Below are 15728 nucleotides of genomic sequence, written 5' to 3' on the forward strand. Positions count from 1 at the left end.
CGTCATGAATGCCATTTCTGCAAACTTAGTTGCGGGTGTGTTTTCAGATGCGCCGTTTATAAGCTTCTCAAATTGGCTTTGAGCCCGAAGCAATGTTTCAATCAGTGAATGCGGCGCGGATGTCATGCGGCCACCTCCGGCGATACGGTTTTTTGGTTTATCGGTCGGGCGCGCAGCTTCAGAGCAAGCACTGGCTTTTCGATGACATGCCACGAAGTGGCCGCCACGAGCAGAATGAGCGGCGCAGTCATTATAGCCAGGGCAGCGGGGCTAAGATCTGGTTGGCCAACCAGAAATACCTGTAACAGCGGATAGTGCCAGATATAAATCCCGTACGAATAGTCCGGAATTTTGGCGATGCGGACGGACGCACGTTTTGGCAATCCAGCTCGAAGCATAAGGCTTGTGAGGGCAAGGGTCGCAAACAATTCGCCGAGGGGGCCGCCGCCAAGGAGCGCGAACGCTGCAATCAGACCTGCGACCGCCAACAGGGGCGGCCTGCGCAAAATAGGCCACTGCCAAAGCGTCATTCCGAGCAGAAAGGCCGATGAGAGGCGGAGCAAGGACATCACGCTCGGCGGGAGCGCACTCGTATCGATGAACAAAGGCGCGCCAAGATAGACCGATTGCACAAGCAAGAAGACGCTAAGAACACGCCATGGGCCGTTGACGGCGCCAAACATGAACGCGATGCCCGCTAGGATGTACGCTGCTAGCTCGAACCGAATGGTCCAGAGCGGCCCGTTAAAGTCGGTTTCCAAATTCTGAGAGAATATCTGTGCGGGCGCGCTGTCGGGATCGCCAAGCGCCAAGACTTTGTAGGTGTATTGCCAGGTCTCCGGCTGAAACAGTGATCCGCCGCCTTCGGCCGAATAGACAGGCGCGAAGACGAGGACAAAAGCCGCAAGTACAATCACCAGAGCCGGGTAGATCCGCAGAAACCGTGAAACTGCATAAGCCTTGATATCGCGCCTTGTATGAAGACTCTTGGCAATCAAGAGGCCTGACAGGACGAAGAACCCGTTCACGGCCATATAGCTGGCAGTCCATTCGTGGATGCGAAACGGTTCGAACCCTGTCGCGAGGAGCCAGATATGACCGAGTACTACAGCGATCGCCAACACCCACCGCACGGCGGTGAAGTGGTTTTGACCCATCAGCGGGTCCGCAAGCTGTGTTTGGCCACCCCCAGCCATTTATCAGTGCTCGTGATCTTCGGTGATCGGCGCGGATGACCAATGGACATGGTGAATCTTCCAGACCCCAGCGTCGCGTTTGAGAACCATGGTTTCCATAGCTTGGCGGTGCACGGGCTCGCTTCTATAGGCGCCATTAATCTCCGATTGAGAGATCACCGTAGCGATATCGCCATTCTCGAGAATGTTTCGGTCTTTGAGATCGAATGACACTGCCGCCGCATAAGCCATATCATTAGACATATGGTGGCCAGCATACTCTTCGAATGAACGCTCTGCGCCGCCGCCTTCTGCGATCACAGCGCCGGGCGCAAACAGCGCGCGCAGCGCCGCCTCATCCCCTGCTTTTAGCGCTTCGCCGAAAGCGTCAGCGACGCTCGCCGGCGAACCGGCTTGTGGCGCAGGTATCGCGGACGGGCTGTTTTCGTCGTGGTGCCCATCACTATTGTCATGGCTGGTTGGGGCGGTGTCGTGATGGCCGTCGGCATTGTCATGGACATCCGCGGTCGGTGCCAAGTCTGGCATGGGATCCATATCATGATCTGCCGCGGCGACGCCGCCGCCATGATCATGGTCGTGGCCATCTCCGGTTACCTGCGGCAGGCTTTTGACGCCAAGACCGTAGCCATAGACGATTTTACCGCCCCACCAGGCTGTGACGGTTAAGCCGAGCGCGGCCGCAGCCAAGCCTGTGACGAAAATACCAGAGGCTGCTTTTGTTCTTCCCGTCCAGCGCCAGGCCGCAAATAGGAGGATGGCGAGGCCGGATGGTACAGCCCAGTTACGGTGCGTGGTCATCGCTGCATGCGACGGCGCATCATGAGCTACCGTGTAATAGGCCTGAAACCCTGCTGCTATGGTCAACACGATCGCGATCGCACCAAAGGCCAGCATCCAGTCCGCAGCCGGCCGCAGGGTCGCTCGCCATCGCTCGACAGGCGAGAAGGCCGCCAACACATAAGAGGCAAATGCTGTGAGGCTAAGCGCATAGGCAAAATGCACCAGAATCGGATGCAGGTTCGGTTCAATCAAATCGCCCAAAAGCGCCTCCCAGTTAGCCATATGCGTGAGCGTCGCTGTCTTCAGCGACTGGCATTGTCTGGGTGATACGCCGGACACTTGCCCGACCCCTCAAGAATTGTGGGGTCTGCAAGCGGCGTTAGGTCAGGTCTTTCATACGACGATCAAATTCTTCCTTGTCTATTTCGCCGCGCGCATATCGTCGCCGGAGGATATCGACCGGGTCGTTGGACTTGGAGTCCGACCCGACCCGATTGATGGTCGCACGCACAGCGACATAGATCAGCAATGCCAGGACGCCCCAAAAAATCAGCGCGCCAAGATTGCCGAAAATCATATGCCACATATCGGCCAATTTAGATCTCCATCATGTTTAGAACCAGGTTCGCACACCGACGAGCAATGCCGTTTGATCTTTTTCGCCTCCAGACGCCTCAATGAAGTCTGCGGTATCGCCAATAGCGCTTTGCCATTCGACGCCAATATATGGCGCGAATTCGCGAACAATTTCGTAGCGAAGGCGCAGGCCGGCATCGACGCTGGTCAAACCTGAACCGAGCTGCAGGTCAGGAATATCCTGAGCGGAGAGGCTCGCTTCTAAGCGGGGTTGAAGGATCAGACGTTGGGTTAGCAGCAACTCATATTCGGCCTCGACCCGCGCCGTGACGTCGCCTTCGGTGCTTACAAAGGCAGCAGCGTCAGCTTCAAACCAATGTCCAGCCCGCACTTTATGGGCCAGTTTGAAGTAGGGTTTCTGGGGGAAGGACAGGACAGTCATGACCTAATACCCATATGGGGTATACTCAATATCATCGCCGCTTGCCGATTGCATTTCAACTTGGCCAGCACGCGGCAGTTTGGATTTCCTCCTTATCGCGGCGCACGAGAGGACGAGTGCGTGTGAATGACCTGCCAGGTGCCGGCGACCTTGCGGAACAGCACCGTTTGTTTCCCGATACGCTCCAGGCGTTCGCCATTGGAGCTGAACGTTCCACTGATCGCTGTGTCCGCGACAGCCCATGCAAAGTCACTTCCCTCGAATTGCACGTCTATATTCGAGAAGTCGAGTTCGAGATCCGGAATGGTATCTTTTTCGGGCTCGACATGATTTTCGACAAGGTCGAGCAGGCCAGTATTCTCGCCGCCTGACTCAAAGTACCGGGCGCCTGACCAGTCGAGAAAGTTCTGTCGGAACAGTTCGCCATCGCCGGTCTCCCAACCGGTTTCGATCGCGGCCATGATATCCAGGATCGCCTGTTCATCAGTCGAGACCGGTTTGGTGTCGTGATGGCCGTCGGAGTTGTCGTGTCCGGCGGGGACCGTGCCTGACATTTCTCGATCAGCTGCACCGTCGGTATGGTCGTGATCATGTCCATCGCCGCTCGCCGATGATCCATCCATCGTGTCGGATGGAGGCGCTCCGTGAGCGTCTTGATGATCGTCTGTTGAATTTACGGTGCCTTGGTCGCCATGACCGGCTCCGCCGCCATGATCATGATCGTGGCCTGGCCCGCTGGCTTCAGGAAGGGTCTGCACGCCAAGTCCGTACTTGTAGACAATTGTGCCTCCCCACCACGCTGTAACCGTCAAAAGACCTGCCACCGCCAGGGCACTGATCGCAAATACCGGGCCGGGCGACGAGGCCCTTCTCAGCCAGCGCCAACCGGCGAGGGCCAGTAATGCGAGGCCCGTGGGAACAGCCCAGTTGCGATGGGTTGTCATCGCTTCATGGGACGGCGCATCGTGAGCAACGCTGTAATAGGCCTGAAACCCGGCCGCGATGGTGGCCAGAACCGCCAAGGCAGCCAATGCCAGCATCCAGTCGGCGGCCGGTCGAAGGCTGTCGCGCCAGCGGCCTGCAGGTACGAGGAGGCCAGCCACATATGCCAAGGCTGCAGATGTGCCGAGGGCATAGGTAAAATGCACCAGCACGGGGTGAATATTGGGTTCTATGAAACCGCCCATTTTGTTCTCCTAATACCAGGTCCGCAGGCCCACGAGAAAGACGATATCGTCGCCTTCACCGCCTGCGGCTTTGATCATGTCGCGTGTCTCACCGAAGGCGCTTTGCCATTCGACGCCGACATAAGGCGCAAACTCCCTCCTGATTTCATAACGAAGCCGCAAGCCGGCATCGAGTGTGCTAAGTCCCGCGCCCGTTTCCCTTTCCGGTATGTCCTGCGCGGAAAGATTTGCTTCGATCCGAGGCTGCAAGATCAACCGCTGGGTCAGGAGCAACTCATATTCAGCCTCGATGCGGGCCGTTACATCGCCTTTTTCACTGAGAAAGGCGGAAGCGTCGACTTCGAACCAGTAGGGCGCCAGACCATTCAGTGCGACGACCCCATGCGCGAGACTATCCGGTTCGATGTCGTAGCGAACGCCCGCCTGAACATTCCAGAAAGGCGCAACCGCGCGGGAATAGAGCGCCTGGATCTCGGCATCATCCACGCCCTCTCCATTCAGAGAGGCGCGGCCCTCGCTCTTGAACCAGAGCTTGTTGATATCGCCCCCATACCAAGCCTGTCCGTTCCAGTACAAACTGTCGCCCTCGTCAGACATCTGAGCCTCGAGCTGGTTGAAGAGGATGTAGAAGCTCTTCTGGTCTCCGCCTTCCGCAAGAACGTCCCGGCGAGCGTCCGCCATTGCATCCTCGCCGTAGATGGCGTCGGCCTGATCCCAGGGCGGGGTTTGATTTGTGTCTTCCGCGAACGCGCTGCCGGTCGCGTAGAGCGCGAAGCCGAGGAGGAGAGGGGCTGCCAAATTCGGTTTCATCATGATTTTCCCTCCCCATGGTTCATGCCGTGATGGTCCATGGGCATATTCATCTGACCTGCCGGCATTTTTTCAGCTGGTGTCGTATCGTCTGCTGGCGGAATGACGCTGACGACCTGCATCATGCCAGCGTGCATGTGGTAAAGCAGATGGCAGTGGAACGCCCAGTCACCGACATGTTCTGCGGTGATGTCGACGCTGACCCTGTCTGCAGGCTTGACCGTTACTGTGTGCTTTCGAGGCATGTGATGACCACCGCCATTCACGAGATCGAAAAACATGCCGTGCAAATGGATCGGGTGTGGCATCATTGTATCGTTTACGAGCGTCAGGCGAACACGTTCACCCTCGTAGAACTTGATTGACTCGGTTACCTCGGAGAATTTTACACCGTCGAACGACCACATGTAGCGTTCCATGTTCGACGTCAGATGAATGACAATTTCGCGGCCAGGCGGGCGATGGTCCTCATTCATGTCGAGCGCGCGAAGCTGGTTATAGGTGAGCGTGCGGTGGGGGACATCATCAAGCCCGAGACCGGGTTCGCCCAAGCGGCTCATCGTCATGCCTGATACTTTTGCGACACCGGGGCCGCGCTCTATATCTGCTTCAATCTTGACGGGCTGGACCGCCGGACCATGAGGATCGGGCATCATCGACATGGCACCCATGTCGTGGCCTTTCATGTCGTCCCCGGCCGTCGCGGTGTCCGGACCATGATCCATTCTCCCCATGCCTGACATGCCCGCCATGTCTCCATGGGCCATTCCCATGTCCCGCATGGTCAGCATCGGCACAGCTCGAAGCGCAGGCGCATCGACCCGCATACCGGCACGCGGGCCGAGCGTGGCGACGGCCTGGCCGGAGCGGTCGATCGATTCGGCAACAAAGGCGTAGGCGCGCGCTTCGGTCGGCGCGATGATGACATCATACGTCTCGGCCACGCCCATCTGGAACTCGTCGGTCTCAACCGGCTGGACATTCAGACCGTCGGCCTGGACCACCGTCATCGGCAAGCCCGGGAGGCGGACATTGAAGAGGGTCATGGCGGAGGCGTTGATAATGCGCAGGCGAACCCGCTCGCCCGGCTGGAAGACCATATTGAAATTATCGGCCGTCGAATGGCCATTGATCAGGTAGGTGTAGGTTTCGCCGGTCACGTCTGCGAGATCGCGCGGGCTCATTCGCATCTGCCCCCACATGCCGCCAAGTCCGGTTGGGTTCGACAGGGTCGGGCGGTTGAAATTCAGGCTCTCGGCATTCTTCTTGAGCTTGTCGAAGATCCGGTGCGGATGCGTGAAACTCCAGTCGCTGAGGACGAGAACATATTCCCGGTCATAAGCCACTGGGTCTGTACCTGCCGGATCTATGACGATCGGACCGTAATGGCCGAGTTGTTCCTGCAGACCAGAATGGGAGTGATACCAGTAAGTGCCATTTTGCGGCACCTTGAACTGATATTTGAACGTTTCGCCCGGTTTGATGCCCGGGAAGCTGACGCCCGGCACGCCGTCCATATGGAAGGGGACAAGCAGTCCGTGCCAATGGATCGAAGTGTCTTCGGCAAGCCGGTTGGTGACGTTCATTGTAACGTCATCGCCCTCGCGCAACCGCAAGAGCGGACCGGGAAGTGTGCCATTGATTCCGGTTGCCATACCGACTTTGCCGTTGAGCCTGACCGGGAACTGCCCGATTTCGAGGTCGAAGCGCGTGCCCGAAAGTGAGGGCACACCAAGGTTTCCGTTGCTGGAAGATTTTGCCCAAGCGGGCAGGAGGCTGCTTGCCCCCCAGGCTGCGCCGGTGCCGAGCACCGTCTGCAGCATATGTCGTCTGTTCAACATAATCGTCTCCGTGAGGTGAATTTATGCAATCGGGCTGCTAATGCAGCGACGCACGAAATCAGCTCAGGGAACGCACCTTTAATGTGACTGGCGTTTGTTGCAGCAGGTAACTTCGGACCTCAGGCCAGGGCGTGCGGACATTGACGACGCGCTTCCATGCGTGTTGCCATGAGGGTGTAGCAAGCCCGATGGGCGTCGTATCGCCTAATACGTGCTGGACCGGGTTCGCCGTCTTGTCGGCTTGGGCGACCGTTGCTGTCTGAAGCTTGCAGTGATCAGTCTCATCATCGCAGGGCGCCTCAGGCCCATCGGCGGGCGCCTGGTGAGAATGAGCGGTGAACTCGGTTGCCATGCTGTTCGTCGCCGACATATCGACGGGACACGCGCAGAGCACCTGCGACAGGCTGAAAAATACCGTCACGAGAGTTGCGACAACAAAGTTCATGACTACCACTTATACCCCATAGGGGTTTAAATCAAGAAAGAACCTCTGAGCACTCAAGGTTTGTCGTAACGGAGCAGGATCAACCCAGACCCGCGGGTCAGTCCCGAGCGAAAAGTTGCATGGCTACGCTCCAGCGCGAATTTGAACGGCCAGCAAATCATGTTAGCGATGCGAATGTCGCTGATAGGCAGCGTCGAACTTTGACAACACGAAAGGGCTGCACCACAGTTTGCACTACAAATTGCAAACAATCTGCACAACAAGCGAAGTTTCGAGCGCCATAGTGCGTTGAATTAATTTAATTTCAAGCACGATTACCGGGCGCGTCACTCGCGCCATTTCGTTCGTTCGAAATGGCCAACCACGCAGACAAAAGAAAAAGGCGACTGCCCCCCGGTAGTCGCCTTCTTTTTGATCCACGCAAACCAGCCCATCAGCTATCGGTAAACTCTGCCGGACGCCTCTGCAGCTCGGCCATGACAGCCTCGATCTGGTTCTTGCTGCCGATCAGCTTGTCCTGAAACACCGATTCCTGGAGCAGGGCCTCTGTGTCCGTCATGTCCGGGAGATTGTTGAAGATCTCCTTGTTCGCCCGGATCGCGTCCGGGTTCTTCCCAGCAATCTGGGTGGCAATCTCCATGGCACGCTCATAGGGCGTGTCGCTGACTTCCGTCGCAAAGCCATAATCCTGCGCCTCGGCGCCGGAAAAGATGCGGCCCGTATAGGTCAGCTCGCGCAGCCGGTCATCGCGGCAGAGATTGCCCATGATCGCCGTGCCCGCCATGTCCGGTACAAGGCCCCATTTAATCTCCATGATGGAGAGCTTGGTATCTGGATGAACGACGCGCATATCCGCGCCCAGCATCACCTGAAAGCCGCCGCCAAACGCCACACCGTGTACGGCCGCAATGACCGGTACAGGCAGCTCACGCCAGCCCCAGACAGCCTGCTGCGCCCGATTGGCGATCCCATGCGTGCGAGGCGCCAGCCCCTGACGCCCACCGGGTGAGCTGCCTTCCTTGTTGCCTTCGGCCATTTTGCCGAAATTGCCCATGTCGAGACCGGCACAGAAGGCACGCCCTTCGCCCGAGAGGACAACGCAGCGAACCGATCTATCCTTGGCGAGCTCTTCCGTGGTCGAGAGCAGGGCCTCGAACATGGCATCGTCCAGCGCATTCATCTTGTCGGTGCGAACGAGTTTAACGTCTGCAACGCCGTCTTTCTTCGTGACCTGAATACGGTCGGACATGGGCGGTCTCCTCGTGACTGTGTAATCACGCGGCAATCTGCCCAACGAAAAACGCCGGGACAAGTTATGTCCCGGCGTCATGGTCAAAGGTGTCGTGGGCGTTCTAGAGGAAGAGCTTCGCGAACTCACGCTTCTTGCGGTTCTTCCAGGCGCCCTTGTGCCAGGCGGCCGACGCCAGAAGCGGCACAACCGAACCGGCCTCGGCGAACACCATCTGTTCATAGACAGTCTGCACCTTGCCCCAGCTCGCCGCCTCTTTCAGCGTCGAGGATGAGCAGGCGCCATCGCGCGTATCGGCAACGGTGATCTGCACGGCATATTTGTGCATCTCACATTCCTTGCCGAGGATTTCGGCGCAAACCACTGTATCCTGAACAAAATTCTTCGGCACACCGCCGCCAACCATGAGCAGGCCGGTGGAGCCGGCGGCGATCTTCACATCGGTGAGCTCGCGGAAGTCTGCGACGCTGTCGATGGACATATAGTTGCCCGGATTCTCCACCTGATGCTTGACCAGGCCAAAGCCTGCCGAACAGTCAGAGAAGGCCGGCACGAAGATCGGCACATTATGGTCATAGCAGGTTTCGATCAGGGAGCCCTTCTTGACCGCATTGTCTTTCAGCCATTTGCCCATCTCCCAGATGAACTCACGCGAAGAGTAGGGGCGCGGCTCCAGCTTGTTGGCAATCTCATAGATGGTGTGGTCGCAGGCCTGCAGCTCTTCCTCATCGATGAAGGTGTCATAGATGCGGTCGATATAGAGGTCGCGCAGATCATTGTCGTCGACCGATTCCGGCGCCTGATAGTGCTTGTACCCAAGCGCCTCGAAGAAATCCATGTCGACGATGGACGCGCCGGTCGCGACGATACAGTCAACCAGACCGTACTTCACGAGGTCGCGATAGACATGCATGCAACCGCCCGCGGAGGTGGACCCGGCCAGCGTCAGGATGGTGGAACAGTCCTGATCTTCCAGCGCCATGTTGAAGATGTCGGTCGCCCGCGCGAGATCGCGCGAGGTAAAGGACATCTTGCCCATGGAGTCGATGATGGGGCGCGCGTCGAACGAGGTGATGTCGACATGTTCGACAGGCTTGCTCAGAAGCTCGGCTTTACGGTTGGTATTCTCAGCCATTGAGGTCTCCGATTACGTGGGAGGCGTTGTAACCTTGTGGTGTGACAGGGTCCAGACAACAGGCGGCCTTGCGCCCATATGAGCGAAGGCCGCCTGGTCGGTTCGATGAAAAGTCGGCTTACGCCATGACGGCGACAGTGGTCTCGCTGTAAAAGCCGTTAAAGCGTGAGGAAAGGGCCTGACCATAGGCACCAAGATGGCAGATTTCGACCCAGTCGCCTTCCTGCACATCTGAGGGAAGCTCGAACGGCCCGTTCATCACATCGAGGCTGTCGCAGGTCGGACCGAAGAAGCGAAACGCTTCCGTCTGAGCTGCCGCGCGCGGTTCGACCGTGTGAAGTTTGACCGGATAATTCCATGCGCACTGCGCGGCATCGAACAGCGATCCATAGCTCCCATCATTGAGGTAGAGATCGCCGCCCTTGCGAAGCTCGACACGGGCGAGCGTCGAGCCGCCCTGGGCGCAGAGCGCGCGGCCGGGCTCACCGAGAACCTGAAGGCCAGCGAAACCATGTGCCCCAAGCGAGCTGCGGATCGCCTTGAAATAGTCACCCATCGGCTTTGGCGTCATGCCCGGATAGGCCACAGGAAAACCGCCGCCGCAATCAATGGAATCGATGCCGACGCCCGAGGCATCCACGATGGAGCGGACATAGGCAAGCGCGGTATCGTAGTCGCCGATCTCAAGGCATTGCGAGCCGACATGGAAGGTCACGCCAAGCTTGTGTGCATGGTCACGCGCCTGACGGAGCAGCTCCACGGCCTGATCACGGTCCGCGCCGAACTTGCCCGACAGCGGCATGGCAGCGCCGCCTTTCGGCAGGGCCACGCGAAGGTGCAGGGTCAGATCATCGGCATAGCCGGTCACTTCCAGCATCTTCTGAAGTTCGTCAGCCGTATCGAACGAAAAGTCACGAACACCGCAATCATAGGCGTGACGGATCGCGGCGCGGGACTTTACCGGATGCATGAAGAAGAGCTTCGCGCCCGGCACAACGCTCTGGACGAGGTCCACTTCACGGGTCGAGGCCACGTCGAAATTGCGCACGCCACTCGTCCAAAGCGTCTTCAGGACGGCCGGGTGCGGGTTCGCCTTCACGGCATAAAGCACCTTGCCGGGAAACCCGTTGAGGAAGGTGCGCGCGGCCGCGGCGATCTTCTTCGGATAGAGCACGAAGATCGCATCGTCGCCTTCATAGGCGCGCAGCACATCGCCTACGCTCGCAAAGGCCGGAAGGCCGGAACGGGTAGATGTATCGGGAAGAATAGCGGGACGCGCCAGCGGCGCGGAACCAGATTTAAACATGGCGGAGATTCGGATTTTGCTGGCACATGGCCAGTGAACTTATTGACTGCACCAGAACAAACGCCTGATGCGCACGACAGTTCGGCGGGCGAACCCGCTACGGCCTTATAAGTTCAGCGACCGCAGCCGCATAATCTCCGAATTTCTGGTCGTAATAGTTATAGAGCCCGGTGTCCCAGGCCACATCAAAACGGCTATAGGCTGCCGCCAGAGCGATCATGTTCGGTGCCATCCAAGTATCCTCGTCCAGCATGACCGGGCTCACACCCGATGATGAAAGTGAAGACATCTGGGCTCACCCGTACTGACGCCCTTTCGGGACCGTCGTAGCTCGCTTGCGTGTCGGCGCTCGAAATATGGAAACTGGATTCAAAGATCAAGTATTTTTTACGTCATGAAGCGCACGCAATCCGCGCTCAAGATCGGCGATGAGATCACCCGTATCTTCAAGGCCAGCATGCAGCCTCACAAGACGCCCCCGGCGCGACTGTGTCCAGTCTTCGGGAAGGCGGGTCAGTTGCTCGTCGCAGGGGATGATAAGGCTCTCGAAACCGCCCCAGGAGAAGCCGAGCTTGAACAGGTCCAGCGCGGAAAGAAACGCGTCGATATGCGCCTCCTCCGGCGCATCCAGAAGGATGGCGAAAAGGCCAGAGCTTCCTGAGAAGTCCCGTTTCCATGTCTCATGGTCGGGATGGTTCGGCAGGGCAGGGTGGATGACCAGCCCGACATCGTCTTGCCCGCCGAGCCAGCGTGCCAGTTCAAGCGCGCTTGCCTCATGCGCCTTGAGACGGGTCGACAGGGTCCGGGTGCCGCGAAGGCCGGCATAGGCATCGTCCGGGCCAAGAGAAATCCCCCAGTCCTCGGTCAGCGTCTCGACGGCATGGGCATGCGCCTTGTCACGGGTCATCACCGCCCCGCCAAAGGCATCGGCATGGCCCACCATGTATTTGGTGAGCGCCTGAACAGAGATGTCGACCCCGAGATCGAGAGGCTGGTGGAAGACACCCGCAGACCAGGTATTGTCCATCAAGGTCAGCACACCGGCGGATTTCGCAATTTCCACGATCGCCGGCGTATCGGAAATTTCAAAGGTCAGGGAACCCGGCGATTCGAGCACGATGAGACGGGTTTCAGGCGTAATCGCCTTCTCCAGCGCTGACGTGTCGCGCGGATTGAACCTTGTGGCACTCACTCCCATCAAGGGCAGGCGCTTCTCACAGAAGCGTCTTGTCGGGCCATAGACTGAATCTGACAGAAGAACATGGTCGCCAGCCTTCACCACAGAGGCGATGCCTACCGCGCAGGCGCTGAGACCTGATGGGGTCAGCCGTGCATGGCTCGCCCCTTCTATGTCGCAAAGCGCCGCTTCAAGCTCGCGGTGCACAGACAGGCCCATACGGCCATAACCGGTTCCGCCGCCATAGAGCGTCTGACGGTCCGGCAAGATAACCGTGGAGGCGCGCTCGACCGGCGGGTTCACCGTTCGCCGCTCTGGATTGCCCTTGCGGTTATGGATCAGCCGTGTGGGAAGTTTCATGCCGGCGTCGTCGCAATCTCGCTGTCAGGAAGAGCGGCCCATTCGGACCATGAACCGTCATAGACGGCCGCATCCCAGTTTCCGATTTCCGCCAGGGCGAGGGCGATCACTGCCGCGGACACACCCGACCCACACGTCGTAATGACGGGCCCGTCCTTGTGTGCGCCGAGAAGGGCGTGAATCTCGCCCTCAGGGAGCAGCTTGCCATCTGCGCCAACCAGCTCGCTTGAGGGCATATTCGTGCTGGCCGGAATATGGCCGGAGGGGAGGTCCGGCCGGGGTTCTTTCTCTGTGCCGGCAAAGCGGCCTGCCGGACGCGCGTCCAGTATGGGCATGTCACCGCTCCTGGAGGCAGCCGAAACCTGTTCGCGCGATTTGAGAAGATCAGACCGCACACGCGGGGTGAAATGCCGCCCGCCTGTAATCACAGGCGGCAGATCCTCAAGCTCACCGCCTTCGGCCTGCCAGGCACGAAGCCCACCATTCAGGACATAGACTTCCGTATGGCCCATTACCCGGAACATCCACCAGACCCGCGCCGAGGCGAAAAAATCATTGGCGTCATAGACGACGACGCGATTGCCATCGCCGATGCCGAGCTTGCGGACCCGCGAGGAGAACTTCACCGCGTCCGGCATCATGTGAGGCAGATCGCTTGCCTCATCGGCGATTTCATCGATGTCGAAATAGACCGCGCCGGGTATATGCCCGCGCTCATAGGAGTCGCGGCCGGCACCGGGCGCGGCCGTCCAGCTCGGAAACCAGCTTGCATCCACGACCCGAAGATCGGGCGCGCGCAGATTGTCCATCAGCCAGCGGGCGGAAACGAGCGGGGAGTCTCCAGACATCAGGCCTCCTCCATCCATGGCGGCACCGGCAGGTCCTTGCTGCGAAGGAATTCCGGATTGTAGAGCTTTGATTGATAGCGATTGCCGTAATCGCAGAGGATGGTCACGATGGTGTGGCCCGGCCCCAGATCCTTGGCGAGACGAACGGCCCCGGCGATGTTGATGCCGGCTGATCCGCCAAGGCAGAGGCCTTCATGCAGGATCAGGTCATAGAGGATGTTCAGCGCCTCAGCATCCTGACAGCGATAGGCATAATCGACTTTCAGATCCTCGATATTCTTCGTGATCCGGCCCTGACCGATCCCTTCGGTGATGGATGTGCCTTCAGATTTCAGCTCACCATTCTTGAAATACTCGTACAGCGCCGCGCCGCCTGGATCAGCGATGCCGACCTTCACGTCCTTGCTCTGCTCCTGCAGGTATTTCGCAACACCGGCCAGCGTCCCGCCAGACCCGACCGCGCAGATGAAACCGTCCACCTTGCCATCTGTCTGTTCCCAGATTTCTGGGCCGGTCGTGTCATAATGGGCTTCCATGTTGGCGATGTTATCGAACTGGTTGGCCCAGATCGCGCCATTTGGTTCTGTCTTGGCAAGCTCCTCGGCAAGCTTGCCGGAATAGCGCGCATAATGGTTCGGGTTGGAGTAGGGGACCGCATCCACCTCGATCAGTTCGGCGCCCAGCAGCTTGACCGCCAGCTTCTTTTCCTGGCTCTGCGTGCGCGGCATGACGATCACAACGCGATAGCCAAGGGCGCTGCCCACAAGGGCAAGACCGATACCGGTATTACCGGCTGTCCCTTCAACAATCGTCCCGCCGGGCTTCAGCGCGCCGGAGCGTTCCGCGTCCCGAACGATACCGAGGGCGGCGCGATCCTTGACCGACTGGCCGGGATTGAGAAATTCCGCCTTGCCGAGAATGGTGCATCCGGTCTCCTCCGACACGCGCTTGAGCTTGATCAGCGGCGTATTTCCGATCGCATCGAGGACAGAATTGAGGATCATTCAGAGGCACTCCATTGGTTTTCGAGATGTAGCTGTCTCACCCTGCACTTACAACACCGGGCCGATTGATCCAGAGGCGCGCGGCTTACGTATCCATTAAGCAAAACGCTCTTGGAACGCCGCAATGAATACACCGGAAACCTATCAGGCCTTCATGCTCGACTATGCCAGCGGCAATCTGTCCGCCAGCATGTCTCTGGCCGCGACCATCCACCGGCTCATGTCCAGCAAGGGCGATGAAACCGCGCAGATATGGGAAACGGTCCGCACAACGCTCAGCGGCAATGCCCCGGACCGGCGCGAGGCTTTCGAACGGATGGAGGAGGTTGCCGCCGACATCATCCATACCGACTATGACGCGGTAGACTGGCGCCGGTCGCTGTCCGGGGCGCGTGTGTCAAAGCTCAGCAATAGCAGCGGATCGCTCATGCGGCTTGAGCCCGGCGACCGCGTTTTTGCTCATGGTCACAGCACGCTTGAAGCGATGATCGTGCTTGAAGGGGCGCTCGAAGACGGGCGTGGCTGTTTCGACGCCGGCGACCTTGTCCTCGCCGAGCCTGGCCTGCGCCACCGGCCCGCTGCGGCCGGGAACACCTCCTGTACCTGCTTCGTTGCTCGTGCAGACACGCCATTCTGGAGATTCACGTGAAAACCACATCCTGCTCGCTCGCCCTTGCCACGCTCATTCTGGGCGCGCCTGCCTATGCAGACACAGCCGGAACGTCGGATATCGCCTCGCCCGTGAGCGCAGACGCTCCCGCTGCATGGCAGCCCGAAGACGGTGACAGGATCGTGTTCAACGTCCTGCGCAAGGGTAAGGAGTTCGGCACGCACACGGTCACGTTTGACGTTGAATCGGATGACAGTTTCACGGCCAGTTCCACGGTGGACCTGAGAGCGGGCCTCGGCCCGATTACCGTCTTCCGTTACGAGCTCGAAGCCACGGAAACCTGGAGGGATGGCGAGCTGATTGCCCTCACAGGGCGGACGAATGACGATGGCGACGATGAATACGTGCAGGCCAGCCTTGAGGGCGACGCGCTCAGTGTGAACGGCTCGGCCTATTCAGGTCCCGCGCCGCTCGGCATCATCCCCTCCAGCCACTGGAACATCCAGCAGGCCTTCAGTGACGAACTTCTCTCCACTGAATCCGGCGAACTGCTCGACACCAGCGTCGACAAGATCGGGCGCGAAATGCTGACGGTCGGCGGTGAGGAGGTCGAGACGACCCATTACCGCCTTGTATCGGACATCACCGTTGACCTCTGGTATGACGACCAGTCGCGCTGGGTGAAACTCGCCTTCGAAGCGCGCGGCCAGCAGATCGAATACGTCCTGACGGACCTCTACTAGGCAACCAGACCGGACCTGA

Annotated in this window: 17 protein-coding genes; 2 read left to right on the forward strand and 15 right to left on the reverse strand. The window is 59.0% G+C overall.

Annotated features, from left to right (window positions below; all coding sequences use genetic code 11):
* Window positions 1-122: 122 nt before the first annotated feature.
* From ABNU55_RS07715 to ABNU55_RS07785, 15 genes are all read right to left on the reverse strand, one after another.
* The gene (locus ABNU55_RS07715) at window positions 123-1157 is read right to left on the reverse strand and encodes an acyltransferase (protein WP_339679314.1); all 1035 of its coding nucleotides are present in this window, start codon (window positions 1155-1157) and stop codon (window positions 123-125) included.
* Window positions 1158-1199: 42 nt separating this feature from the next.
* Entirely contained in the window at window positions 1200-2237 is a 1038-nt protein-coding gene (locus ABNU55_RS07720; protein WP_300270284.1) for a nuclear transport factor 2 family protein, read from the reverse strand.
* Window positions 2238-2355: 118 nt separating this feature from the next.
* Window positions 2356-2562, reverse strand: coding sequence for an SHOCT domain-containing protein (locus ABNU55_RS07725; RefSeq protein ID WP_300270304.1), 207 nt, complete (start codon window positions 2560-2562; stop codon window positions 2356-2358).
* A 27-nt stretch (window positions 2563-2589) separates the two neighbouring features.
* Window positions 2590-2994: a copper resistance protein B gene (locus ABNU55_RS07730; protein ID WP_300270287.1), complete on the reverse strand. Its 405-nt coding sequence runs from the start codon at window positions 2992-2994 to the stop codon at window positions 2590-2592.
* 92 nt (window positions 2995-3086) lie between these two features.
* Window positions 3087-4181 carry a DUF2231 domain-containing protein gene (locus tag ABNU55_RS07735; RefSeq protein WP_034827457.1) on the reverse strand — a complete coding sequence of 365 codons (1095 nt, stop codon included), beginning with the start codon at window positions 4179-4181 and terminating at the stop codon, window positions 3087-3089.
* Between the two features lie 9 nt (window positions 4182-4190).
* Window positions 4191-4994 carry a copper resistance protein B gene (locus ABNU55_RS07740; RefSeq protein ID WP_034813580.1) on the reverse strand — a complete coding sequence of 268 codons (804 nt, stop codon included), beginning with the start codon at window positions 4992-4994 and terminating at the stop codon, window positions 4191-4193.
* Window positions 4991-6832, reverse strand: coding sequence for a copper resistance system multicopper oxidase (locus ABNU55_RS07745; protein WP_272987647.1), 1842 nt, complete (start codon window positions 6830-6832; stop codon window positions 4991-4993). The genes ABNU55_RS07740 and ABNU55_RS07745 overlap by 4 nt, the downstream gene beginning before the upstream one ends.
* Window positions 6833-6890: 58 nt before the next feature.
* A complete protein-coding gene (locus ABNU55_RS07750; RefSeq protein WP_034813575.1) occupies window positions 6891-7277 on the reverse strand; it encodes a hypothetical protein in 387 nt (128 codons plus the stop codon).
* A gap of 433 nt (window positions 7278-7710) precedes the next feature.
* Window positions 7711-8526 (reverse strand): crotonase/enoyl-CoA hydratase family protein, encoded by an 816-nt coding sequence (locus tag ABNU55_RS07755; protein WP_348764288.1) that lies wholly within the window; start codon window positions 8524-8526, stop codon window positions 7711-7713.
* Window positions 8527-8629: 103 nt separating this feature from the next.
* Window positions 8630-9661 carry a deoxyhypusine synthase gene (locus ABNU55_RS07760; RefSeq protein ID WP_290760328.1) on the reverse strand — a complete coding sequence of 344 codons (1032 nt, stop codon included), beginning with the start codon at window positions 9659-9661 and terminating at the stop codon, window positions 8630-8632.
* Between the two features lie 118 nt (window positions 9662-9779).
* Entirely contained in the window at window positions 9780-10967 is a 1188-nt protein-coding gene (locus ABNU55_RS07765; RefSeq protein WP_290760330.1) for a type III PLP-dependent enzyme, read from the reverse strand.
* A 97-nt stretch (window positions 10968-11064) separates the two neighbouring features.
* Window positions 11065-11256, reverse strand: a complete 192-nt coding sequence (locus tag ABNU55_RS07770; RefSeq protein WP_290760332.1) for a hypothetical protein — start codon at window positions 11254-11256, stop codon at window positions 11065-11067.
* Window positions 11257-11343: 87 nt separating this feature from the next.
* Window positions 11344-12504 carry a cystathionine beta-lyase gene (gene metC / locus ABNU55_RS07775; RefSeq protein WP_348764289.1) on the reverse strand — a complete coding sequence of 387 codons (1161 nt, stop codon included), beginning with the start codon at window positions 12502-12504 and terminating at the stop codon, window positions 11344-11346.
* On the reverse strand, window positions 12501-13352 hold the full coding sequence (locus tag ABNU55_RS07780) for a sulfurtransferase (RefSeq protein ID WP_290760336.1): 852 nt from the start codon (window positions 13350-13352) through the stop codon (window positions 12501-12503). The genes metC and ABNU55_RS07780 overlap by 4 nt, the downstream gene beginning before the upstream one ends.
* Window positions 13352-14356 (reverse strand): cysteine synthase A, encoded by a 1005-nt coding sequence (locus ABNU55_RS07785; protein WP_290760338.1) that lies wholly within the window; start codon window positions 14354-14356, stop codon window positions 13352-13354. Before ABNU55_RS07785 ends, ABNU55_RS07780 begins: the two co-directional genes overlap by 1 nt.
* A gap of 124 nt (window positions 14357-14480) precedes the next feature.
* Here ABNU55_RS07785 and ABNU55_RS07790 point away from each other — a divergent pair, with 124 nt between their 5' ends.
* The gene (locus tag ABNU55_RS07790) at window positions 14481-15005 is read left to right on the forward strand and encodes a cupin domain-containing protein (protein ID WP_290760340.1); all 525 of its coding nucleotides are present in this window, start codon (window positions 14481-14483) and stop codon (window positions 15003-15005) included.
* A complete protein-coding gene (locus ABNU55_RS07795; protein WP_348764290.1) occupies window positions 15002-15709 on the forward strand; it encodes a DUF6134 family protein in 708 nt (235 codons plus the stop codon). The genes ABNU55_RS07790 and ABNU55_RS07795 overlap by 4 nt, the downstream gene beginning before the upstream one ends.
* Window positions 15710-15728: the final 19 nt, after the last annotated feature.

Origin of the sequence: uncultured Henriciella sp. (assembly GCF_964005855.1) — a bacterium.
Lineage (GTDB): Bacteria > Pseudomonadota > Alphaproteobacteria > Caulobacterales > Hyphomonadaceae > Henriciella.

Bases quoted from the DNA above. Each gene is read 5' to 3' on its own strand.
- ABNU55_RS07715 (WP_339679314.1), bottom strand. From the start codon at position 1,157: ATGGGTCAAAACCACTTCACCGCCGTGCGGTGGGTGTTGGCGATCGCT.
- ABNU55_RS07725 (WP_300270304.1), bottom strand. From the start codon at position 2,562: ATGTGGCATATGATTTTCGGCAATCTTGGCGCGCTGATTTTTTGGGGC.
- ABNU55_RS07730 (WP_300270287.1), bottom strand. From the start codon at position 2,994: ATGACTGTCCTGTCCTTCCCCCAGAAACCCTACTTCAAACTGGCCCAT.
- ABNU55_RS07735 (WP_034827457.1), bottom strand. From the start codon at position 4,181: ATGGGCGGTTTCATAGAACCCAATATTCACCCCGTGCTGGTGCATTTT.
- ABNU55_RS07740 (WP_034813580.1), bottom strand. From the start codon at position 4,994: ATGATGAAACCGAATTTGGCAGCCCCTCTCCTCCTCGGCTTCGCGCTC.
- ABNU55_RS07745 (WP_272987647.1), bottom strand. From the start codon at position 6,832: ATGTTGAACAGACGACATATGCTGCAGACGGTGCTCGGCACCGGCGCA.
- ABNU55_RS07750 (WP_034813575.1), bottom strand. From the start codon at position 7,277: ATGAACTTTGTTGTCGCAACTCTCGTGACGGTATTTTTCAGCCTGTCG.
- ABNU55_RS07755 (WP_348764288.1), bottom strand. From the start codon at position 8,526: ATGTCCGACCGTATTCAGGTCACGAAGAAAGACGGCGTTGCAGACGTT.
- ABNU55_RS07760 (WP_290760328.1), bottom strand. From the start codon at position 9,661: ATGGCTGAGAATACCAACCGTAAAGCCGAGCTTCTGAGCAAGCCTGTC.
- ABNU55_RS07765 (WP_290760330.1), bottom strand. From the start codon at position 10,967: ATGTTTAAATCTGGTTCCGCGCCGCTGGCGCGTCCCGCTATTCTTCCC.
- ABNU55_RS07770 (WP_290760332.1), bottom strand. From the start codon at position 11,256: ATGTCTTCACTTTCATCATCGGGTGTGAGCCCGGTCATGCTGGACGAG.
- metC (WP_348764289.1), bottom strand. From the start codon at position 12,504: ATGAAACTTCCCACACGGCTGATCCATAACCGCAAGGGCAATCCAGAG.
- ABNU55_RS07780 (WP_290760336.1), bottom strand. From the start codon at position 13,352: ATGTCTGGAGACTCCCCGCTCGTTTCCGCCCGCTGGCTGATGGACAAT.
- ABNU55_RS07785 (WP_290760338.1), bottom strand. From the start codon at position 14,356: ATGATCCTCAATTCTGTCCTCGATGCGATCGGAAATACGCCGCTGATC.
- ABNU55_RS07790 (WP_290760340.1), top strand. From the start codon at position 14,481: ATGAATACACCGGAAACCTATCAGGCCTTCATGCTCGACTATGCCAGC.